At 70.4% G+C, this 19,487-nt stretch carries 24 protein-coding genes; 18 read left to right on the forward strand and 6 right to left on the reverse strand.

All coding sequences use genetic code 11. The features are described from left to right. Positions 1–90: 90 nt before the first annotated feature. The 3 genes from ACSHV8_RS13710 (at position 91) to ACSHV8_RS13720 (ending at position 1,886) form a co-directional block, all read left to right on the forward strand. Positions 91–543: a hypothetical protein gene (locus ACSHV8_RS13710; protein WP_436532947.1), complete on the forward strand. Its 453-nt coding sequence runs from the start codon at positions 91–93 to the stop codon at positions 541–543. A gap of 105 nt (positions 544–648) precedes the next feature. Beyond that, positions 649–1,275: a ClpP family protease gene (locus ACSHV8_RS13715; RefSeq protein WP_436532949.1), complete on the forward strand. Its 627-nt coding sequence runs from the start codon at positions 649–651 to the stop codon at positions 1,273–1,275. Continuing rightward, on the forward strand, positions 1,272–1,886 hold the full coding sequence (locus ACSHV8_RS13720; RefSeq protein ID WP_436532951.1) for an ATP-dependent Clp protease proteolytic subunit: 615 nt from the start codon (positions 1,272–1,274) through the stop codon (positions 1,884–1,886). The genes ACSHV8_RS13715 and ACSHV8_RS13720 overlap by 4 nt, the downstream gene beginning before the upstream one ends. On the opposite strand, the gene ACSHV8_RS13725 is transcribed toward ACSHV8_RS13720, so the two are convergent. After that, positions 1,887–2,240 carry a helix-turn-helix domain-containing protein gene (locus tag ACSHV8_RS13725; protein ID WP_436532953.1) on the reverse strand — a complete coding sequence of 118 codons (354 nt, stop codon included), beginning with the start codon at positions 2,238–2,240 and terminating at the stop codon, positions 1,887–1,889. It abuts the gene before it with no gap. A gap of 283 nt (positions 2,241–2,523) precedes the next feature. Here ACSHV8_RS13725 and ACSHV8_RS13730 point away from each other — a divergent pair, with 283 nt between their 5' ends. From ACSHV8_RS13730 to ACSHV8_RS13770, 9 genes are all read left to right on the forward strand, one after another. Further along, complete coding sequence (locus tag ACSHV8_RS13730; RefSeq protein ID WP_436532955.1) at positions 2,524–3,036, forward strand: hypothetical protein; 513 nt, start codon at positions 2,524–2,526, stop codon at positions 3,034–3,036. A gap of 226 nt (positions 3,037–3,262) precedes the next feature. Continuing rightward, positions 3,263–3,778 (forward strand): hypothetical protein, encoded by a 516-nt coding sequence (locus ACSHV8_RS13735; RefSeq protein ID WP_436532957.1) that lies wholly within the window; start codon positions 3,263–3,265, stop codon positions 3,776–3,778. A gap of 261 nt (positions 3,779–4,039) precedes the next feature. Further along, positions 4,040–4,366, forward strand: a complete 327-nt coding sequence (locus tag ACSHV8_RS13740) for a hypothetical protein (RefSeq protein ID WP_436532959.1) — start codon at positions 4,040–4,042, stop codon at positions 4,364–4,366. A gap of 80 nt (positions 4,367–4,446) precedes the next feature. Next, on the forward strand, positions 4,447–4,962 hold the full coding sequence (locus ACSHV8_RS13745) for a polyketide cyclase (protein WP_436532960.1): 516 nt from the start codon (positions 4,447–4,449) through the stop codon (positions 4,960–4,962). A gap of 117 nt (positions 4,963–5,079) precedes the next feature. Continuing rightward, a complete protein-coding gene (locus ACSHV8_RS13750) occupies positions 5,080–6,522 on the forward strand; it encodes a carboxylesterase/lipase family protein (protein ID WP_436532962.1) in 1,443 nt (480 codons plus the stop codon). A gap of 58 nt (positions 6,523–6,580) precedes the next feature. Next, a complete protein-coding gene (locus ACSHV8_RS13755; RefSeq protein ID WP_436532963.1) occupies positions 6,581–6,802 on the forward strand; it encodes a hypothetical protein in 222 nt (73 codons plus the stop codon). A gap of 59 nt (positions 6,803–6,861) precedes the next feature. Beyond that, the gene (locus ACSHV8_RS13760) at positions 6,862–9,111 is read left to right on the forward strand and encodes an FtsX-like permease family protein (RefSeq protein ID WP_436532965.1); all 2,250 of its coding nucleotides are present in this window, start codon (positions 6,862–6,864) and stop codon (positions 9,109–9,111) included. 118 nt (positions 9,112–9,229) lie between these two features. Further along, positions 9,230–9,787: a pyridoxamine 5'-phosphate oxidase family protein gene (locus tag ACSHV8_RS13765; protein WP_436532966.1), complete on the forward strand. Its 558-nt coding sequence runs from the start codon at positions 9,230–9,232 to the stop codon at positions 9,785–9,787. 146 nt (positions 9,788–9,933) lie between these two features. After that, a complete protein-coding gene (locus ACSHV8_RS13770; protein WP_436532968.1) occupies positions 9,934–10,101 on the forward strand; it encodes a hypothetical protein in 168 nt (55 codons plus the stop codon). A gap of 46 nt (positions 10,102–10,147) precedes the next feature. Here ACSHV8_RS13770 and ACSHV8_RS13775 read toward each other — a convergent pair whose 3' ends face one another. Beyond that, the gene (locus tag ACSHV8_RS13775) at positions 10,148–10,750 is read right to left on the reverse strand and encodes a DUF998 domain-containing protein (protein WP_436532970.1); all 603 of its coding nucleotides are present in this window, start codon (positions 10,748–10,750) and stop codon (positions 10,148–10,150) included. A gap of 117 nt (positions 10,751–10,867) precedes the next feature. On the opposite strand from ACSHV8_RS13775, the gene ACSHV8_RS13780 reads away from it, so the two are divergent. Together ACSHV8_RS13780 and ACSHV8_RS13785 are read left to right on the forward strand one after the other, a co-directional pair. After that, the gene (locus ACSHV8_RS13780; protein ID WP_436532971.1) at positions 10,868–11,437 is read left to right on the forward strand and encodes a DUF1349 domain-containing protein; all 570 of its coding nucleotides are present in this window, start codon (positions 10,868–10,870) and stop codon (positions 11,435–11,437) included. 24 nt (positions 11,438–11,461) lie between these two features. Next, entirely contained in the window at positions 11,462–11,953 is a 492-nt protein-coding gene (locus ACSHV8_RS13785) for a hypothetical protein (protein WP_436532973.1), read from the forward strand. Here ACSHV8_RS13785 and ACSHV8_RS13790 read toward each other — a convergent pair. Then, a complete protein-coding gene (locus ACSHV8_RS13790) occupies positions 11,925–13,274 on the reverse strand; it encodes a sensor histidine kinase (protein ID WP_436532975.1) in 1,350 nt (449 codons plus the stop codon). The genes ACSHV8_RS13785 and ACSHV8_RS13790 overlap by 29 nt on opposite strands. 135 nt (positions 13,275–13,409) lie before the next feature. Between ACSHV8_RS13790 and ACSHV8_RS13795 the strand changes: the two genes are divergently transcribed. Then, positions 13,410–14,084 (forward strand): response regulator transcription factor, encoded by a 675-nt coding sequence (locus ACSHV8_RS13795; protein WP_436536766.1) that lies wholly within the window; start codon positions 13,410–13,412, stop codon positions 14,082–14,084. Here ACSHV8_RS13795 and ACSHV8_RS13800 read toward each other — a convergent pair. Next, the gene (locus ACSHV8_RS13800) at positions 14,060–14,197 is read right to left on the reverse strand and encodes a hypothetical protein (RefSeq protein ID WP_436532976.1); all 138 of its coding nucleotides are present in this window, start codon (positions 14,195–14,197) and stop codon (positions 14,060–14,062) included. The genes ACSHV8_RS13795 and ACSHV8_RS13800 overlap by 25 nt on opposite strands. A gap of 142 nt (positions 14,198–14,339) precedes the next feature. Here ACSHV8_RS13800 and ACSHV8_RS13805 point away from each other — a divergent pair, with 142 nt between their 5' ends. Then, entirely contained in the window at positions 14,340–14,924 is a 585-nt protein-coding gene (locus ACSHV8_RS13805) for a hypothetical protein (protein ID WP_436532978.1), read from the forward strand. Positions 14,925–14,973: 49 nt separating this feature from the next. On the opposite strand, the gene ACSHV8_RS13810 is transcribed toward ACSHV8_RS13805, so the two are convergent. Further along, entirely contained in the window at positions 14,974–16,068 is a 1,095-nt protein-coding gene (locus ACSHV8_RS13810) for an alpha/beta hydrolase (protein WP_436532980.1), read from the reverse strand. Then, a complete protein-coding gene (locus ACSHV8_RS13815; RefSeq protein ID WP_436532981.1) occupies positions 16,043–16,981 on the reverse strand; it encodes a hypothetical protein in 939 nt (312 codons plus the stop codon). The genes ACSHV8_RS13810 and ACSHV8_RS13815 overlap by 26 nt, the downstream gene beginning before the upstream one ends. 85 nt (positions 16,982–17,066) lie before the next feature. On the opposite strand from ACSHV8_RS13815, the gene ACSHV8_RS13820 reads away from it, so the two are divergent. Next, on the forward strand, positions 17,067–18,773 hold the full coding sequence (locus ACSHV8_RS13820) for a phosphatidylglycerol lysyltransferase domain-containing protein (RefSeq protein WP_436532983.1): 1,707 nt from the start codon (positions 17,067–17,069) through the stop codon (positions 18,771–18,773). Then, the gene (locus ACSHV8_RS13825; RefSeq protein ID WP_436532985.1) at positions 18,770–19,480 is read left to right on the forward strand and encodes an SGNH/GDSL hydrolase family protein; all 711 of its coding nucleotides are present in this window, start codon (positions 18,770–18,772) and stop codon (positions 19,478–19,480) included. The genes ACSHV8_RS13820 and ACSHV8_RS13825 overlap by 4 nt, the downstream gene beginning before the upstream one ends. The last annotated feature ends 7 nt before the right edge of the window (positions 19,481–19,487 follow it).

Consider the following 19,487-nt stretch of genomic DNA (forward strand, 5'->3'; position numbering starts at 1 on the left):
CGGCACCATAGCGGCGACCACCCGTCCACCGCGTCGTGATGGTCACCGGCCGGAGCAGCGGGCTGGAGTCTCGTCTATACAGTCCCGGCCATGAGGCGCATTGTCATCAGGCCCCGCATCCAGGTCCCGCTGCTGGTGGTGCTCTTCACCGTGTGGACCCTGCTCGGCGTCACCTACTTCACCAACGGAGACGTCCTGGCCCAGCGCGACTGGTTCGGCATCGCGCTGGGAATTATGTGCGTTGTCACGGGTCCGTGCGGGATCTGGCGGGCGCTGCGACTCGGTGCCGTCATCGACGACACCGGCGTTCGGCTCCGCAACTTCGACAGCCGGGACGACCTCATACCGTGGAGCAGCGTGCGATCGGTGGAGTGTGCGCAGATCGATGAACGATCCGGCCTGCCGCTGTACGGTCCTGTCCTTGACCTCGGCGATGACGCCGGTGTGTTGCCGATTCGACTGCTCGGCTCCTATTCGAGGCGAGATGCCGAACGAAAAGCCGAGAAACTGCGGGCGTTCGCCGTCAGCAACGGACCTTCGTGAGGCGAGGCGACGTACTCATCTGCTGACCGCAGATCGGCTTGGCCGGGCGGTGCCGTCGCAGTGAAGGTGGAGACGGCACGCAGGACCGAGCCGGAGGAGAGAACCATGTATCCATTCACTGCCACGACACCAGGCGGAACCGGGTCTGTCGATGACCAGCTGTCCGTCCAGCTGCTGCACCAGCGCATCATCGTGCTCGGGACCGAGGTCGACGACCCGATCGCCAACCGGATCTGCGGGCAACTGCTGCTGTTGTCCGCCGAGGACCCGCTGAGCACCATCAACCTGTACATCAACTCGCCGGGCGGTTCGGTCACCGCCGGGCTGGCGATCTACGACACCATCCGGCTGATCCCCAACGACGTCAGCACGCTGGCCCTCGGCCTGGCCGGAAGCATGGGGCAGTTCCTGCTCACCGCCGGTACTCCCGGCAAGCGGTACGCGCTGCCGCACGCCCAGATCCTGATGCACCAGGGCTCGGCCGGCTTCGGCGGCACCGCGGCGGACGTGGAGATCTACGCCAACCAGTTGGAGCGGCTCGGCCAGACACTGCTGCGGCTGACCGCCGAGCACACCGGGCAGCCGATCGACACGGTCGAACGCGACAGCCGACGTGATCGCTGGTTCACCGCCGAGGAGGCGCTCGAGTACGGTCTCATCGATCGGATCCTCGACAGCGTCGACGACGTTCGCCCGGCGACCGCCCGCCAGCCGATGGGACTGAGCGCATGAGCCAGTACACCATCCCGACGGTCGTGGAGAAGACGCCGACCGGGGAACGCGCCTTCGACATCTACTCCCGGCTGCTGTCGGACCGGATCATCTTCCTCGGCACCGAGATCGACGACGGTGTCGCCAACGTGGTGATCGCCCAGCTGATCCACCTGGAGTCCACCGGGGAACAGGAGATCGGGCTGTACATCAACTCGCCGGGTGGCTCCTTCAGCGCGCTGACGGCGATCTACGACACGATGAACTTCATCCGGTGCGACATCGCCACCATCTGCGTCGGCCAGGCCGCGTCGGCATCGGCGGCGCTGCTGGCCGCCGGTACCCCGGGCAAACGCTCGATGCTGAAGCACGCGAAGGCCACCCTGCACCAGCCGTCCGGCCAGGCCCGCGGCACGCTGCCGGACCTGGCCGTGGAGGCCAAGGAGGTGGCCAAGGTCCGGGCCGAGATGGATCAGATCCTGGCCGAGCACACCGGGCACTCGATCGCCCGGATCCGGGAGGACACCGACCGCCGGATGACCCTGTCGGCCGTCGACGCCGTCGCCTACGGCCTCGTCGATCGGGTGATCACCCGGCGCGAGCAGCTCGGCTACCGGCTCACCGCCGCCTGATCAGGCCGCCAGCAGCACGACGTCGCCGGACCGCAAGCCGCGCGGCGCATGTGCCGCCCGGCGCGGGCGGGCCGTCTCCAGCCGCAGAACCGGGGCGCGATACGCGGTGAGATCGCGCCCCACCTCGGTCAGCAGATCATCCAGCCCGATACCCAGCGAGTCGCAGACGGCCGCCACGATCTCCGAACTCGCCTCCTTGCGGCCACGTTCGACCTCGGACAGGTACTGCACCGAGACACACGCGTCCCGCGCGACCTCGGCCAGCGTCCGCTCCTGTTCCAGCCGGCGGCGCCGCAGCACCTCGCCCAGCAGGTTGCGCAACAGTGGCCGGTGCCGGTACGTCACATCTTCCATACGCCGACGGTAGTGAGCCGTCGCCGTCGCCGACACCCGGTCGAGCCCGCTTCTGCCAGAAGCAGAGGAGCTGCCCGAACGGCCTGCGAACGGAGGCCCCGGTGCGGTCATCGCGCACGCCTCGCGGCAAAAGAGCACGCCACTTCACCGGCAATCTCGCAATGGAAATGCTACTTTAAAATCGAGGTTTCATAACATGCGACGGTGATTATAGACTGCTACTAAATTGCCGGTTTCTCGATGTTAATCGAGGCTCCGTGGAAGCGCGGTCGGCGCAGATATCTTGGAGGTGCACGGTGGCAGTTGGGGACACTTTCGGACCTGCAGCAACCTAATCCTTGGGGTCGCAACAGTCCTTTTCAGCGTCAATAATATTCGCCGCGCAGACTTCGAACGCGCTCGGCAACTGCACGCCGATCTCACAGGCGGCCCCGTTGCGGATGCTCGCCATGTCTTCGGCTCAGTCATGGAGGATCCAGCGCGAACAAGCAATCCGGAACTGAAGAACGAAGAGATCAAGTCTCTATTTGTCGTGTTGTGGTGCTTCGAGCGCATCGACGTCGCGCGTCGTAGCATTCTTGGCCAATGGCGACATCTGCCGAGGTGGCTCAACCCGCGACTGGCGCTCGATGAGAGCATCCGCTATCACGTAAGGATCTACACGGAATATATTCATCGCGCGAGGATCAACGGCATGTCAGTTTGGGAGGTACTATTCGTCACCGACGATGCGGGCCTCCCGCATCTCGCCAAATCGCTGCAGATCAACCATGCAGAGATGGGGACCGGCGAATAGAATGGACGGCTGACGCATATTATCATCGGCATGACAGTGCAGCGCGAATCGCCAACGCCTAGGTCTCGGCTGCGCGGGGACCGAGATCTGGGTCTCGGGCAACTCGGCAGGCTATGTAGGCGGTCTGCGTCGGAGCAGCTCTAACGCATGAACGAATGTAGATGTCCGGCCCGGTTCGCCGTAGTCTTCCCTTAGGTGTGCACCCCAAGACCGAGCGAGGGATCTCATGCGCGATCAGCTTAACGGAATGACATGTGACGCACAGCATCCTTTTCCCGCACCCCCAAGCGGTGCTTGGCAGAATTCTTTAGATTTTGGCGCAGCGAGCCAACGATCGGCGATCGGCCCGTACTCCACCGACGTCAACCCTTCTCCGATCTGGCGCGCGATAGCCGCGTCAATCTGGGATGCCCCATGCCGCGAGAAACATGAACTTGAGATCTCCGAGGAGGAGGGCACAGTTCTGACGACATACTTACTTGCAGCTGCTATGCGTTCGAGCAAGTCACCGACTGCCATGACCGGCTTGTCTATATCCTTCGTCAACTCAAGCCGCGCCGTCGACGCACTCAACCGAAGTGACTTCAGAGCGGCGGATGATGAAATTCAAGAAATGCTGCCGAAGACGCGACATCAATTGGTGAAAGAGTGCATCGCACTCATTTTGATTGGCTTCACCAATTTGCAGGCTGACTTGCTGGGAGAATATTTGCGCAGGCAACCTCCTGCGAATGATGCTTGATTTGGAAGGTTTGTCTCTGGCCGCTGTTTGGCGCGCGCCACCCATCAGCTCAAAGGCCGCAGCGGCTCCAGGTTGGCGCGACTCTTCAGCTGAATCGATCAATGGCTACCCGGACGCACTGTCATCGGCACGAGCGCGTGCCTGGCTTCCGCCGGTATAACGCCGTGCCTGCTTGCTGTCGGCTGATGTGCGCGCTCGGCGTGGTTGACGGTGCGTTGCCGGGCCATCACGCAGATTTGGGAGGCGGCGTATCGTGGTGAGATGCGGGAGCCCGAGCTCGATGAGAGACAGCGCGCAGACGCTGCGCGGGTCGCCGCCATGATCGATCGCTTCGCTTTGGGAGAGTTGGCCGGCGGTCGCCTGGAAGCGCTACCGGAGCTACGCCGGATGACCAGCGACCGAATGGTGCTGGGCGATGTGCTCGGGGACGTTCTTCACCGAGTGGTTGTCGGTTCACAAGCCGAGACGATCTCTTCGTGGCCGGTGTTGGATCTGCTGCGAGCCGCGGGTGCCGATGAGGAGCGCGCCGCGGCGAAAGCCGCCTGGCTCCGCCACCGAGCTGAGGACCTGTCGCGTGCACCGAAGTAGCCCTCGGTCAGGGCTTCGCCGCGAAGTGCGAGCGCGGCCGGCGGCACATCCGGGATACCTTGTGGTCGCGGGAGATATGAATGATCGGTGACCGGTGGGGCGTGACGAGCGGCGAGATGTCGCGCTTCTATCCGTGCGATGACTTCATCTCGTCTCCAGCTCTTCAGGTGTGGCGAGGGGTGCACGTCGAAGCGCCGGCCGTAGCGGTCTGGCCCTGGGTCGCCCAGATCAGGATCTCGCCGTACTCATATGACTGGATCGACAACCTCGGCCGACGCTCACCTCGGCACCTGCTGGGCCTTCCCCCGCCTGTTATCGGAGAGGCATTCACTACAGCGGGCGGGCGGAAGCGGGGCCGCATCGTTTCGGTGGACCTCGAGGAACAGCTCACCGGGCGCATCATGAGTGCCTTCATGTCGTACGTGCTGGTGCCCCAGCGACACGACACCACGCGCCTACTACTCAAGGTCGTGAGCCGGGCGAACCGCTGGGCGGCGATCGGACTGTCAGTCGGTGACCTGCTCATGGCTCGACGACAGCTGCTGAACCTGAAGCACCTTGCCGAACGACATCACCTGGGCACTGCTGCCGGATGACATCAGACGTGCGCTCAGCGACAGGTCACTAAACGTGGTCATGCGGTGAGGCGGCGGCTGACGCCGTACGCGGAAAATGGGTTGGTCCTGGTGGGGAACTCGGCGAGGATCCGGGCCATGTCGCCTGAGGTGAAGGTCGGGAGCGGGACGCTTCGTGGCCTGCTGGAGTCCGGGATCGCCGTGTTCCGGGGTGTGCCGTTCGCCGCGCCGCCGGTCGGGCCGCATCGGTTTCAGGCTCCGCAACCGGTCGTGAGCTGGGACGGGGTGCGGCCGGCAGAGGTTTTCGGGCCGCCACCCCCGCAGAGTGACCTCATGGGGAGCGGGCCGGTAGCGCGGGCCGGCGACGAGTGGCTGACCGTCAACGTCTGGTCGCCTGATCTCGGCGCGCGGCTGCCGGTGATGGTGTGGATCCACGGCGGTGGTTACACGATCGGCCATTCCGGCCGGCCGGAGTACGACGGCGGCAACCTGGCCCGCGACGGTGTCGTGGTGGTCACCTTCAACTACCGTGTCGGTTTCGAGGGCTTCGGGCACGTCGACGGGACGCCGGCCAACCGTGGCCTGCTCGACCAGGTCGCCGCGCTGGAGTGGGTGCGCGACAACATCAGCGCGTTCGGTGGTGACCCGGCGCGGGTGACGATCTTCGGCGAGTCGGCCGGTGGCGGGTCGGTGGCCGCGCTGCTGGCCATGCCCCGGGCCGAGGGCCTGTTCGGCCAGGCGGTCGCGCAGAGTGTCGCCGGCACCCTGTTCACTCCCGGGCTGGCGGCCGACATCGCGGCCGAGGTGCGGTCGCGGGCCGGTTCCGACGACCCGGATCGCCTGGTCGCGGCCGCCGATGCGCTGGTCGCCGATGCGCCCGCCCGGTGGGGTCTCGCGGGTTTCCGTTCGATTCTTTTCGCGCCGGTCGTCGACGGAGACATTCTTCCGCGTACGCCGTGGGAGGCTCTCGCCGGCGGCGCCTCCCGTGACGTGGTGCTGGTGGCCGGTCACACCCGTGACGAACATCGGCTGTTCGACATCATCTCCGGTCCGGCCAGCCCGGAGCAGGCGGCCACCGGTCTGGAGCGGATCGCGCCCGGCCCGGACGGCCCGCAGCGCTACCGCGAGGCGTATCCGCAGGCCGGACCGGGTCTGCTGTACGAGCTGGTGCAGTCCGACTGGCTGTTCCGGATGCCGAGCGTGCGGCTGGCCGACGCGCACACCGGGCGCCGCTACCTCTACGAGCTGACCTGGCCGGCGCCGGGGCTGGGCGGTGTGCTCGGCGCGTGTCACGGGCTGGACGTGCCGCTGGTCTTCGGGAACCTGACCGACGGGCAGCCCGGCATGCTGATCGGGCCGGAGGCCGGGCCGGACGCCATCGCGCTCTCGGAGCGGATGCGCAGCGCGTGGACCGGGTTCGCGACGAGCGGCGACCCCGGCTGGCCGGTGTATGACCAGGTCCAGCGTCTGACGAAGGTGTTCGACACGGAGGATGTCGTCACGGCGTACCCGGAGAGGTCCTCGTCCTTGATCTGGGCGGGTTTTCCGCTCGGCCCCCTCGACCTATATCCAAAGTTATAAGCCAGGTTCTGACTTCGGTCAGATTCGCGAAGGCCGCCCGGCTGCCAGACTTTCGGCCATGGACAGCGACATCGAGAACCCCGCCCGCGTCTGGCTCCGCCGCCTGGTCATCGCCGTCTCGTGCGCGCCGCTGGCCGCGGTCAGCGTGCTGCACACGATGGGCCGCTCGGGCGACTTCGGCGTCCTCGGGCGGTGGTATGTGCTGCTCGGCCTGGCCGTCGCCGGCTTCTTCGCGTGGGATCTTATAGAGAAAGCGATCGCCTGGGCGACCCGCCGCTGACCTATAAACCCGTGTGTATAGTGGCGCGCCATGGTGAGGGACAAGCGGGTGAGGATCCGATGAGTCGCATCCTGGCCGAGCTCGGGCTGGGTGCCCGGCTGGCGTTCGCCGGTGGCCGGACGGGCCGGTGGCGCACGGCGATGGCGACCGCCGGGGTCGCGATCGGCGCGGCGGCGCTGCTGCTCGGCGCCTCGGTGCCGGTGATGCTCGACGCGCGGCACGTCCGGACGCAGGCCCGCGCGGACAGCAACGGCGGCACGGAGGTGGCGGCCGGGCGGACCCTGGTCATCGCGACGGTCGACTCGCAGTGGGGGCCCAACGCCGTGCGCGGACGGCTGATGTGGCCGGACACCCCGGACGCGCCGCTGCCACCCGGGGTGCCGGCCTTCCCGGCCGAGCATCACATGTACGTGTCACCGGCGCTGCGGGCGGCGCTGGCCGGGCCCGACGGGGACGTGCTGCGGCGGCAGATGCCGTACGAGATCGTCGGTGACATCTCGCCGCAGGGCTTGTCCGGCCCGCAGGAGTTCGCGTACTACGCCGGATATCAGCGGGTTCAGCACCTGTCCGGCGCGGGCGCGTGGCGGATCACCGGGTTCGGCCGCACGAGCGATGACGACACGCCGTCGACCAGCACCTATGCCATCATCGCGGCGCTGCTGGCGACCCTGCTGCTGCCGGTCGCGATCTTCATCGGGGCGGCGATGCGCTTCGGCGCCGACACCCGCGACCGGCGCCTGGCGGCGATCCGGCTGATCGGGGCCGACCGCCGGGCGGTGCTGCGCATCGCGCTCGGCGAGAGCCTGGTCCCGGCCGCTTCCGGGCTTGTCTCCGGTACGGGGTTGTACCTGCTTCTGCGCGCCCTGGCCGGGCAGTTCCGGCTGTTCGACGTCAGCGTCTACCCGGCCGACATCTACCCGGTGCCGGCGCTGGCCGCCCTGGTCGTGGTGACCGTCGTGGTGCTGGCGGCCGGGCTGACCCTGCTCGGTTTCCGCGGCGTCACCGTCGAGCCGCTGGGGGTGCTGCGCCAGGCGGCGGTCTGGCACGGGCGCCTCTGGTGGCGGCTGATTCCGCTGGTCCTGAGCCTGGCCCTGCTGTACCCGGCCATCCTGGGCGCGGCCGAACCGGGCCAGGAACGCACCGGCGCCGGGGTGGTCCTGCTGGTGATCGCGGTGATCCCGCTGCTGCCGTACCTGGTGCCCCTGGCCGCCCGGGTCCTGCCCGGCGGCCCGGCGTCGTGGCTGCTGGCCGCCCAGCAGTTGCGGCGCAACCCGGTGGCCTCGACCCGCGCGGTCACCGGCATCGTCGTCGCGGTCGCCGGGGCGGTCGCGCTGCACAGCCTCTTCGCCGCGGCGGCCGCACACCGGGCCACGCCGGACGATCCGGCTGATCCGGCCTTCGTCCTGCAGGCGCCCGGCGCCCGGACCGTCGAGCAGATGCGGCAGCGCACCGCCCTGTTCGAGCAGGTCAGCGACGTGCGGGCCGGCACCGTGGCCAAATACACGATCCACCCGTCGAAAATCGAGGCGCCGATCGGGTACGTGGTGGTCGGCGACTGCGTGGCGTTGCAGCAGATCGCCGCGGTCGACCGGTGCGCCGACGGCGACGTCTTCACCACCGGTGACGTCGGCCGGTCGGTGTCGCTGGACGGCGACGACCCGCTGACCGTGCCGGTGCGCCGGACGGCCCGGCCCGCCCGGCTGGTGGGCGTCGACGCGCAGGTCTCCGGGCCGAGCGTGCTGATGACACCCCGCGCCGCGCCGGCGGCGTTGTCCTCGGTCGAGCCGTGGTTCGTCGAGACGCGCATGTTCACCGCCGCGCGGCCGGCCGGCGTGGCGGGCCGGTTGCGGGGCCTGGCGGCCGAGGTCGATCCGCTGGCGCAGTTCACCGCGATCGCGCCGGAGGCCGACAAGTACGCGTCGTTGCGGACCGCGCTGGACGTCGGCTCGGCGCTGATCCTGCTGATGATGGGCATCGGCCTGCTGCTCGACGTCGCCGCCCGCCTGCACGAACGGCGCCGGCTGCTCGGCGTGCTCACCGCCGTCGGCGCCCGCCGCTCCACGGTGATCTGGTCGGTGCTGCTGCAGGCGGTCGTGCCGGTGCTGACCGGGCTGACCCTGGCCGCCGTGTTCGGGGCCGGGCTGGGGGTGCTGCTCATGCGCATGTCCGAGCTGCCGGTGGTCTTCGACCCGTCGGCGCTGCTCGGCCCGATCGGGGCCGGCGGGGCGCTGGTGCTGGTGGGCACGGCGGCCGTGCTGCTCCCGGCGGTCCGCCGCCTCACCCGGACCGAGGAACTGCGCTACGAATGAGGTCGCGCTCCGGCCCCCGGGCTCGCATTCGTGGTTCACAGGAGCATGTGATGGGCGGCGAACGCGACCAGGGCCGGGCGTACCCCAAACCGGTTGATCCTTCGGCGAGGATTGCCCTATGGGGAAAGTCTACGAAGGAATCGACGACCGCCTGCGCGAGTTCATCCTGGCCCAGCCGGTCTACTTCGTCGCCACCGCACCGAGCGGCGCCGGCGGGCACGTCAACGTCTCACCCAAGGGCGGCACCGGCACCCTGGCCGTGCTCGGCCCGCACTGGATCGCCTACCTCGACTACACCGGCAGCGGCGCCGAAACCATCGCCCACCTGCGCGACAACGGCCGCATCACGGTCATGATGTGCGCGTTTCAAGGACCACCGAAAATCCTTCGACTGTACGGGCGGGGCCGCGCCGTCCTGCCCGAGGACGCCCCCTTCGCCGAACTGGTGGCGGCGTTCCCCGTCGACCCGGCGCGCGGGCTGCGCTCGGTCATCGAGGTCGAGGTCGAGCGGGTCAGCGACGCCTGCGGCTATCAGGTCCCGCTGATGGACCACGTCGGCGACCGTGACCTGCTGGTGCGCTGGGCCGACCGCAAGAGCGACGACGAACTGGCGCAGTACCGCCGCACCCGCAACGCCCACAGCATCGACGACCTGCCGGCCCTCTCCGGTCCGTGACGCCTCTCCGGTCATTTCGATTCGAGGTGTCCCAGCGGGCCGACCGTCACCTCGTCCCACGCGCGGTCGTCCAGGCCGAGCACGCCGCGCAGATAGGCGGTGGTGACACCCTGCAGCAACACGACCCATACCCGTGCGAGAACACGATGATCGGCAGCGTCGTGCCGGTGATGGGCGCGGTCACCCGCACGGCCAGGTCGGTGCGCGCCGTCGGAAGTCTCTGCGCGGGCGGCGGAAAGCCCGGTTACGACGCCCGTCGGCTGGTCGCGCTGCTGATTTCCGGTCTTCTCATGACAAAGGCCCTCACCCGCTGACCGCGCGGTGGGGCCATTGTCATCTCTCGACCGGGCACGGGGATCGTTACCGTTCGAACCCGGGCGGCTTCGTAACAGAGACAGTTCCCCGTGCCCGCGGCGTCCAATCGCGAACGGCCAGACAAATCCACAAAAGATTTGTGGCGATCATGAGGCGTTCGGCCAGTCCCAGCCCGCCGACCGGAATCGACGGGCCGTCCATCACGTCCACCGTGTAGACCGCGAACACCACGGTCGTGACGACCGAGATCCACGCGATCGGGCGGGCCCGTGACAGCAGCACGGCGGCGGCCGGGAACGCGAGAACGGCGAACCAGGCGGCCACCCCGTGCACCGTCTCCGAGGTGGACGGGTGGGCCCACTGCCCGGGCGGATCGGCCGGGAACACGGCGGCGACCAGCAGTCCGGCCGTCCAGACGGCCAGCGCGGCCCGGCCGGTCCGGCTCGGCGCGGCCCGCAGCCGCCACAGCAGAATCGCCGAGGCGAGCCCCATGGCCAGGATCGCGAACGTGATGAGAAGACCGGCGTCGCCGTTCACGTAACGGCTGACCGGCTCGCCGATCGGGTCGTACTCCGGGGTCAGCAGATCGGCGAGAATGATGGCGAGCGCGGCGGCGCCCGACAGGACGGAAACAGCTTTCCGGGTCATCCGAGCTCCCTTTTCGCTGGGCACCCGAAATGCTAGGAGCGGCCGCCGCGCCCCGCGTCCTCCCGATGAAGACACCAAGACCTACATCATTGGATGTACGGCGATAGGCTCGGTCCCGTGCTGACCGACATGTCGTGGCTCAACGAGCCACAGGAATGGTCCCTGGACGAGGGTGTTCTCCACGCGGTCACCGAGTCCCGGACCGACTTCTGGCGACAGACCTTCTACGGCTGGACCACCGACAACGGCCATTTCTTCCACCGCTCGGTGACCGGTGACTTCACCGCCGAGGCCCTGGTGTCGGCCGAGCACACGACCCGGTTCGACCAGGCCGGCATGATGGTCCGCGCCGACGAGCGCAACTGGCTGAAGTCCGGCCTGGAGGTGACCTCCGGCATCGTGCAGGTCAGTACTGTCTGCACGCGCGACTTCTCCGACGTGTCGATGGTCCCGATCGCCGACTTCACCGGCGAACTCGCCATGCGGGTGACCCGCTTCGGCGAGGCGCTGACCGTCCACTGCCGCACCGGCGACCAGCCCTGGCAGCTGCTGCGCCTGGGCTACCTGGACCTGCCGGCCACCGTGGACGTCGGCGTCATGTGCTGCTCCCCGGAACGCGCCGGCCTCAAAGCCACCTTCCGCGATTTCCGACTCGTCCCTCCCATCTCCCGCGACGGCCTCGAATGACCTCGACGGTGCGATGATCGGCTGATGGTGCGCAAGCCGTCGGCGAACGTGCAGGGGGCGCTGGCCCTGCTGTCGCTGTTCTGGATGGTCGGGGCCGGTTTTCTGCTGGCGTCATGGCGCAGCGGGGTGGCCGAGCAGCGAGTTCGCGACGCGCCGGTCTGCTCCGGGGATCCGTTCACGAGCGCGCCCTGCCGGGTCACGCTCGATGCGACGATGGTGGCTCTGAGCAGCGGTTCGGCGCAGATGACGGTCGGCGGGCGCGACGTCACGGCGGTGGTCTCGCTGTCCGGGGAGATCGACGACGTGCGTGGGCGGCCGGTGCGGGTGACCCTCTACCGGGGCAAGGTCATCCATGTGGACGGTGATCGGCTGAACTTCGACACCGATGCCGCCCCGGCGACGCACCACACGAACTTCCGGAACTTCGGGCTGTTCTTCATCGTCGGGCCGGCCCTGATGATCGCCTTCACCCTGGTGTGGGAGAGCGTCAAGGAGCGGCGGGCAGCCGGACGGTGATCACGGCGCCGCCCAGCGGCGGGCCGTTGCGCAGCTCGACGGTGCCGTCGTGGCCGGTGACGATCGCTCGGACGATGGACAGGCCCAGTCCGGCGCCGCCGGTGGCCGAGCGGGCGGCGTCGCCGCGCACGAAGCGTTCGAACGCCGACTCCAGCAGGGCGGGCGGGAAGCCGGGGCCGTCGTCGGCCCACTGCAGCTGGACGTGGCCGCGGTCGGTGGTGACGGTGACGCGGGCCGTGGTGGCGCCGGCGCCCGCGCTGTTCGCGGCCAGGTTGCCCAGGACCTGCCGGAGGCGGTCGGTGTCGGCCTCGACGGGCGCCGGGTCGCCGTACGTCTCGATCGTGATGTTTTTGATCTTGGAAAGGATCGTGGCCTCGGACTGGGCCAATCCGGTCAGGTCGACCGGGCCGCGCAGCACGACGAGGGTGCCGGCGCGTTCGCGGGCGAGCAGCAGCAGGTCCTCGGCGAGCCGGCCCAGGCGGACCACCTGGCCCTGCGCGGCCAGCAGGGACTCGCGGACCTCGGCCGGGTCGTCGACCGCGGCCAGCGCCAGGTCGATCTCGCCGCGCAGGACCGCGATCGGGGTCCGCAGCTCGTGGCTGGCGTCGTCGACGAACGCGCGTTCCCGGTCGAAGGCCACCGACAGGCGCGACAGCATGCCGCTGAGCGTCGCCGCGAGCCGGGCGATCTCGTCGTCGCCGGGCACCGCGGGCAGCCGCCGGTCGGAGTCGAGGCTGGAGATCGCGGCGGCCTCGCGGGTCAGCACGTCGACCGGGCGCAGCGCCGCCCGCAGCAGCCGCCAGCCGAGCGCGGCCAAGGCGATGATCAGCACCGGGGTGGCCACCGCGAGCACCACGAACTGCCGGGTGCCGGCCCGATCGATGGCGGACAGCGGCAGCGCCACCGTGAGCACCTGGCCGGTGCCGCCGACCGGCCGCGACAGCAGCCGCACCGGCATCGGCGTGCCCGGTTCGCGCGGCGGCAGGCTGCCGTCGGTGAAGGTGCGCCCGTGCACGGTGCGGACCTGCTCGGGCGCCAGCAGCACCCGGTCGCGGATCGCCGCCGAGGTCGCCACCGGGGTGCCGTCGGCCGCATAAAGCTGGGCCATCGGATCGCCGTGGACCGCGCCCAGGTCGTGGGTGCGCACGCTGGCCACCAGGTCGTCGCTGCGCGCGGCCAGGTCCTGGTCGACCGCGGCGTCCAGCTGGTGATCCAGCGCGACGTAGAGCAGCGACAACGCCAGCAGCAGCACCGCCGACGTGCCGATCCCGAACAGCAGGGCCAGCCGGGCACGCAACGACGTCGGGATCAGCCTGCGCACGACACCTCCACGGTCCTCACGATGCTCTCATCATGCTCGGCCCACCATGACCGGATGACCGCTGACGACCGTGACCTGGCCCGCATCGGCGCCGCGGCACGGGCCGAGGGCTTCGCACGGCCCTATGCTGGCGCCGTGAGGGTGCTGGTGGTCGAGGACGATCCGGCCATGGCGGCCATGGTCGGGCGCGGGCTGCGCCGGGCCGGGTACGCGGTGGACACCGTCGGAACCGGCGCCGACGCGGTCTGGACGATCGTCGAGACCGATTTCGACGTGGTGATCCTGGACGCGATGATCCCCGCGCCGGACGGTTTCGAGGTGTGCCGCCAGATCCGGGAGAAGGGCCGCTGGGCGCCGGTGCTGATGCTCACCGCCCGCGACGGCCTGCACGACAAGGTCCGCGGTCTCGACGCCGGCGCCGACGACTACCTGACCAAGCCGTTCGCGTTCGAGGAACTGCTGGCCCGGGTCCGCGCGCTGACCCGCCGCGAGCCCGCGCAACGCCCGTCGGTGCTGCGCGTCGGTGACCTCACCCTGGACCCGGCGAGCCACACGGTGCGGCGCGGGAGCACGCCGATCCCGCTCTCGGCCAAGGAGTTCGCGCTGCTGCAGGAGCTGATGCGCCGAGCCGGTGAGACGCTGACGCGAACGTATCTGATCGAGCACGTCTGGGATTTCGCGTACGACGGCGGCTCCAACGTGGTCGACGTCTATGTCCGCTACCTGCGGGACAAGGTGGACCGCCCGTTCGAGCGCGACACCATCCGCACGATCCGCGGGGCCGGTTACCGGCTCGACCCGGACGCCTGAGGCTCGGGCACCCGGGCGGCCGGGAGCGCGCCGCGCACGGTCCGGCCCAGCGTCCGGTACAGGTGCCGGCCGTCGTCGGTGGCGGCCAGGATGCTGCAAAAGGCTGGCAACAAGCCCGGCATTGATCGCCGCGACCCCGGCGCCCGACATTCGACCCGATCGATTACTGTCTGCCCGGAAGATCGCCCGCCACCGTGGGTGAGTCATGTTCGGGGGCCCGCCGCAGACGGCGGAGCCGTGACTTTGCGAGGCATCGTGGGACTGCTCATCCGCCTGTTGATCCTGCCGTTCCGGTATCCGATCGCGGGGATCGTCATCGGGCTCGCCATCATCGGCGGGGTGCTCGCCACCGACTGGGACAGCGCGCCGACCTGCGGGGGCGACACCATGGCCCAGGGCGACATCTGTCACCGGCTCACCGACACCGACAACAGCCTGGACAAGACGTACGACGAGGCGAAGGCCGACAAGTCGCAGGCGCCCTACATCTGGGCCGGGCTGGGCGGGGTGCTGGTGCTCAGCGGCGCGGTGAGCTGGCCCATCCGGCGCCGCCGGGCCGCCGCTCGCGCCGCTGCCGCCCCCGGACCGACCGCCGGAACCCCGACCGCCGGAACCCCGACCGCCGGAACCCCGACCGCCGGAACCCCGACCGCCGGAACCCCGACCGCCGGAACCCCGACCGCCGGAACCCCGACCGCCGGAACCCCGACCGCCGGAACCCCGACCGCCGGAACCCCGACCGCCGGAACCCCGACCGCCGGAACCCCGACCGCCGGAACCCCGACCGCCGGAACCCCGACCGCCGAGACCCCGGCCACCGGGGCCACCGCCACGTCATGACCCGGGTGCCGCGCCGGCCCGGCCCCGGGAAGACGCAGCCGCATCCGCCTCACAGGTGCGGGGCGATGGCCAGCGGCGACACCGACCGGGACTGATCAGCCGCCGGCGGGGGAGCGGCCGGTCCCAGGGGCCGGCCCAGCTCGGTCGAGAGCCAGTCGAAGGCCGGCGCCTCCATCGCCTGCCAGGTCTGCGCGTTGTGACCCCCGCCGTCGATGTACGAGGTGGTCACCGACAGCGGAGCCCGCGCCGCCCGGGCCAGCGCATGGGTGTCGCGCAGCGGCAGGCCGTCGCTGCGGGCGCTGGCCAGGTAGAGCGCGACCGCCGGAACGGGCAGGTGCTTGAGCCGCCACAGGTCGTTGTACAGCGTGTTCTCGGTCCCGTTGCCGATCTTGATGCCGGGCGTGGCGTACCCGGACAGGCTGGCCGCGGCCGTGTACTGGCCCGGATGCCGCAGGGCCAGATCGGTCGCGCAATAGCCGCCGGCCGAGTAGCCGACCAGCCCCCACCCGGCGTCGGCGCGGAGGTGGAACCGGGTCCGGGCCCAGGCCGGAACGTCCTTGGTCAGGAACGTCTCGGCCTGGGCCCGGCCGGTCAGGTCGGTGCATTCGGTGTCGAGCAGCGGGTCCGGGGTCTGGTAGGGGAACAGCACGACGGTCGGCGCCATCCGCCCGGCCCCGATCTCGTGGTCGAGGATCTTGACCACGCTCAGCCGGTTGAACCAGGTCGTCGGCGAGCCCGGATAGCCGTGCAGCGCCTCGATGACCGGGTAACGGGTGTCGTCGCGGTAGCCCGGCGGCAGGTAGGCGTAGACGGTGAGCGTCAGATGGCTGGCCGCTCCGGCGACGCTCACCTTGAGCAGTTGCCCGCCGCCGGGGGTGGCCCGGGTCGCCGGGGCCGGGGCGCCGGCATCGGTGTCGTCGTCCTTACCGGCCAGGCTGGACCAGGTCGGATACACATCGGCCTGCCGGTTCGCCCACAGCAGCCCGGTCGCGGCGGTGCTGAGCAGGCACAGCATCGCGGTCACGACCCGCAGCACCACCCGCCGCCATCCGCGACCGCGATTCCAGAGCAGGCTCAGCGCGACGACGGCCAGCACCGCGACGATGATCGCCGTGATCTCAGTGCCGAGGCTGTCCAGAGACATTCTTTGCTCCCGTACGAGGTTCGGCCCGTTTCGGCCGGTGGTGGTGCTTGGCGGGTTGCGCCGGCAGCGAGGTGACCGCGGGCGCGGACGCGGCCAGCGGGGCCGGCGTCTGCTCGACGGCCCAGGTCAGTGCGGCCGGGCCGGTGCGGTCGTCGGCCGGCCCGGCGACGGCGATGCCGGCCGGCAGTGGCGGCCCGGCCGGGGGAGCGTGCCGCTGAGTCTTGATCGGGGCCGACGCGGTTCGCGGGGAGTTCCGCCCGATGGCGGGCAGGACGGCGATGGCCGGGTAGCGGCCGGGCGCGGCGACCACCACACGGCGGGCCAGGGTGGCGTCGGACGCGCCGGCGACCAACGCCCACCGCTTCCCGGTCACCCGCAGGTCGTGCGCCAGCGCCGCCGGAAGGTCCCGGGCCAGGGTGTTCACGCTGGTCGAGGCCGTGGTCCGGACGAACGCCACCACCGCTGAGTCCGGTGCCGCGGGTGTCCATCCGGCGCCGCGGTCCACGACCACCACGGCCGAGTACCGCCATTTCGGATGGTCGAGGTAGCCGGCCGGCACGACCACGACCGGCGGTTGCGCCAGGTGCCATCCGGTCCAGCCGGCCGGCTGCCACCGGAACGCCGGCCCGTTCGCCCGCAGCCACCCGTCCAGTTCCCCCGGTGTGACCGCGAACGTGGTCCCGCTGGTGTGCCCGGACTGCGACAGCGTCGCCCAGGTCGGGTAGAACCCCTCCGAGCGGTTCACCACGAGACCCACGCTGACCAGCACCAACACCTCGGTCAGCAGCAGGGCGCCGGAGCGCAGCACGACCCGGGCCCGTCCGCCCCGCCCCCACACGACGACGGTGGCGGCCGCGGCCAGCAGGGTGACCAGGACCGCCACGGCGATCAGCGGAATGCCGGTGAGGCTCATGGTGCCAGGGTGGCGGCCCGACCATGAGAGATCGGTGAGAGTCGCTCTCATCGTTCTCTCACCGACGGCGGCCTAGCCTGCGGCCATGACCGCAGCCTGGAAGTCCCGGCCGCCGCTGTCCCGGGCGGCGGTCGCCCGCCTGGTTCAGCTGGCCGGTGTGTTCGACGTGGTGACCGCCGTCTTCCCCGAGCAGCGGGAACGCATGGCGATGCTGGTGGAGTTCATGCCCGCCGCCGGCATCCTGTCGGCCCGGGCCGCCACCGCCGCGGCCGGCGTGACCCTGGTGTACCTGGGCAACGGGCTGCGCCGGGGCAAGCACCGGGCCTGGCAGCTCGCGGTCGCCCTGGCCGGCGCCGCGGTGCTGCTGCACGTGCTCAAGGGCCTCGACTTCGACGCCGCCGCGGTCTCGGCCGCCCTGCTGGCGATGCTGATCCTGGTCCGCGGCGGGTTCCGGGCGGTGCCCGACCCGCGCAGCCGCTGGCGGGCGTTCACCGCGTTCACCGGGTTCGCCGCCACCGGCTTCCTGCTCGGCCTGACCGAGATCGCGATCCGCGCCGATCACCTCATCGGCGCGCCCGGTGTCGTGCAGTGGGTCCTGCACGCGGCGCTCGGGCTGCTCGGCGTGACCGGGCCGGTGCGTTTCGCCCGGCCGTGGGCGGCCGACACGGTGAGCCTGACCACCGGCACGTTCGGGCTGCTGGCGGTGATCGTGGCCGCGGTGCTGCTGCTGCAGACCGCCGAGCGGCGCCCGGAACGTTCCCAGGCCGACGACGAACGGCTGCGTGAGCTGCTCGGACGTTACGGCGGCAACGACTCGCTGGGCTACTTCGCGCTGCGCGAGGACAAGGCACTGCTGTGGGCGCCCAACGGCAAGGCGGCGGTGGCCTACCGGGTGGTGCGCGGGGTGAGCCTGGCCGCCGGTGACCCGATCGGCGTGGAAGCGGCCTGGCCCGAGGCGATCGCGGTGTGGCTGGCCGACTGCGCGGTACACGGCTGGACCCCGGCGGTGCTGGGGTGCGGTCGCAGCGGCGGCACCGCGTACCGGCGGCACGGCCTGGACGTGATCGAACTGGGCGACGAGGCGGTCATCGACGTGGGCGCGTTCACGCTGCAGGGACGGCCGATGCGGGCGGTCCGGCAGGCCGTGAACCGGATGAGCCGGGCCGGTTATACCTGCACGGTCGTACGTCAGCGGGATTTATCGGCGGAGGAGATGGACGCGGTGCTGCGCGCGGCCGACGTGTTCCGCGACGGCCACGTCGAGCGCGGATTCTCCATGGCGCTGTCCCGGCTCGGCGACCCGCGCGACGGGGACTGCCTGCTGGTGCTGGCCCGCGACGACCAGCAGCGGTTGCGCGGGGTGCTGCAGTTCGTGCCGTGGGGCGCCGACGGGCTGTCGCTGGACCTGATGCGCGGCGACCGCAGCGCCGACAACGGGCTGACCGAACTGATGGTGGTCACCGCCATCGAGGCCGGCGCGTCGCTGGGGGTGCGCCGGGTGTCGCTGAACTTCGCGGTGCTGCGCTCGGTCTTCGCCCGCGCCGAGGAGCTGGGCGCCGGGCCGGTGCTGCGGCTCTGGCACCGGCTGCTGCGCCTGATGTCCGGGCTGTGGCAGATCGAGTCGCTCTACCGGGCCAACGCCAAGTATCTGCCCACCTGGCAGCCGCGCTACCTGTGCTTCCCGACCGCGCGGGACCTGCCGCGGATCGCGGTGGCGGCGCTGACCGCCGAGGCGTTCCTGCCGGCCGGACGGTCGGTACCGGCCGGCACCCCCACGACGGTGGCCGCTTGAGCGCGCGGGCCGTCCTGTTCCTCGCCGTGGTGTGCCTGACCGGGTTCGTGGCCTCGGCGCCGCCCTCGCCCGTGCGGGCCTCGGCGCCGCTGGTGGTCACCCTGGGCGATTCGGTTCCGGCGGGCACCGCTTGCGGTTGCACCCCATTTCCTGATCTGTACGGGCGGATGCTGGCGCCGCCGGCCCGATCGGTCGATCTGGCCGTGCCCGGTTACACCGCTGTGGACGTACAGAATCAGGTTTTTGATCCCGGGGTCCGGGCCTATCTCGACGCGGCGTCGGTGGTGATCGTGATGGCCGGGGCCAACGACATGGCCGAGGCGTTCAGCGACCGGGCCGACTACGCCGTGGCCGCCGCGAACGTGCGCACCACGGTGGCCGACATCGTCGCGGTGGTGCGGCAGGGACGCCGTACGCCGGTCCGGATCTTGATTCTCGGTTACTGGAACGTGGTCGAGGACGGCGCGGTCGGGCTCGCCGACTACGGGCCGGACGGGGTGCGGTCGGCCGACTCGGCCACCCGGTACGGCAACGCGGCCCTGCGCGCGGCGGCGGCCCAGAGCGGCGCCACCTACGTGAGCACGGTGCCGGCGTTCAAGGGCGCGGACCGGTCCCGGGACCCGACCGCACTGCTCGCGGCCGACGGCGACCACCCGAACGCGGCCGGGCACGAGGCGATCGCCGAGGCGGTCTACGCGGCCGGATGACGTGCTA

It is taken from the genome of Actinoplanes sp. HUAS TT8 (assembly GCF_051380535.1).
Classification (GTDB): Bacteria; Actinomycetota; Actinomycetes; order Mycobacteriales; family Micromonosporaceae; genus Actinoplanes.

Excerpts from the sequence above, each read along its gene's own strand:
- ACSHV8_RS13710 (WP_436532947.1), top strand. The coding sequence starts at position 91 with ATGAGGCGCATTGTCATCAGGCCCCGCATCCAGGTCCCGCTGCTGGTG.
- ACSHV8_RS13715 (WP_436532949.1), top strand. The coding sequence starts at position 649 with ATGTATCCATTCACTGCCACGACACCAGGCGGAACCGGGTCTGTCGAT.
- ACSHV8_RS13720 (WP_436532951.1), top strand. The coding sequence starts at position 1,272 with ATGAGCCAGTACACCATCCCGACGGTCGTGGAGAAGACGCCGACCGGG.
- ACSHV8_RS13725 (WP_436532953.1), bottom strand. The coding sequence starts at position 2,240 with ATGGAAGATGTGACGTACCGGCACCGGCCACTGTTGCGCAACCTGCTG.
- ACSHV8_RS13735 (WP_436532957.1), top strand. The coding sequence starts at position 3,263 with ATGCGCGATCAGCTTAACGGAATGACATGTGACGCACAGCATCCTTTT.
- ACSHV8_RS13740 (WP_436532959.1), top strand. The coding sequence starts at position 4,040 with ATGCGGGAGCCCGAGCTCGATGAGAGACAGCGCGCAGACGCTGCGCGG.
- ACSHV8_RS13745 (WP_436532960.1), top strand. The coding sequence starts at position 4,447 with ATGATCGGTGACCGGTGGGGCGTGACGAGCGGCGAGATGTCGCGCTTC.
- ACSHV8_RS13750 (WP_436532962.1), top strand. The coding sequence starts at position 5,080 with ATGTCGCCTGAGGTGAAGGTCGGGAGCGGGACGCTTCGTGGCCTGCTG.
- ACSHV8_RS13755 (WP_436532963.1), top strand. The coding sequence starts at position 6,581 with ATGGACAGCGACATCGAGAACCCCGCCCGCGTCTGGCTCCGCCGCCTG.
- ACSHV8_RS13760 (WP_436532965.1), top strand. The coding sequence starts at position 6,862 with ATGAGTCGCATCCTGGCCGAGCTCGGGCTGGGTGCCCGGCTGGCGTTC.
- ACSHV8_RS13765 (WP_436532966.1), top strand. The coding sequence starts at position 9,230 with ATGGGGAAAGTCTACGAAGGAATCGACGACCGCCTGCGCGAGTTCATC.
- ACSHV8_RS13770 (WP_436532968.1), top strand. The coding sequence starts at position 9,934 with ATGATCGGCAGCGTCGTGCCGGTGATGGGCGCGGTCACCCGCACGGCC.
- ACSHV8_RS13775 (WP_436532970.1), bottom strand. The coding sequence starts at position 10,750 with ATGACCCGGAAAGCTGTTTCCGTCCTGTCGGGCGCCGCCGCGCTCGCC.
- ACSHV8_RS13785 (WP_436532973.1), top strand. The coding sequence starts at position 11,462 with ATGGTGCGCAAGCCGTCGGCGAACGTGCAGGGGGCGCTGGCCCTGCTG.
- ACSHV8_RS13810 (WP_436532980.1), bottom strand. The coding sequence starts at position 16,068 with ATGTCTCTGGACAGCCTCGGCACTGAGATCACGGCGATCATCGTCGCG.
- ACSHV8_RS13815 (WP_436532981.1), bottom strand. The coding sequence starts at position 16,981 with ATGAGCCTCACCGGCATTCCGCTGATCGCCGTGGCGGTCCTGGTCACC.
- ACSHV8_RS13820 (WP_436532983.1), top strand. The coding sequence starts at position 17,067 with ATGACCGCAGCCTGGAAGTCCCGGCCGCCGCTGTCCCGGGCGGCGGTC.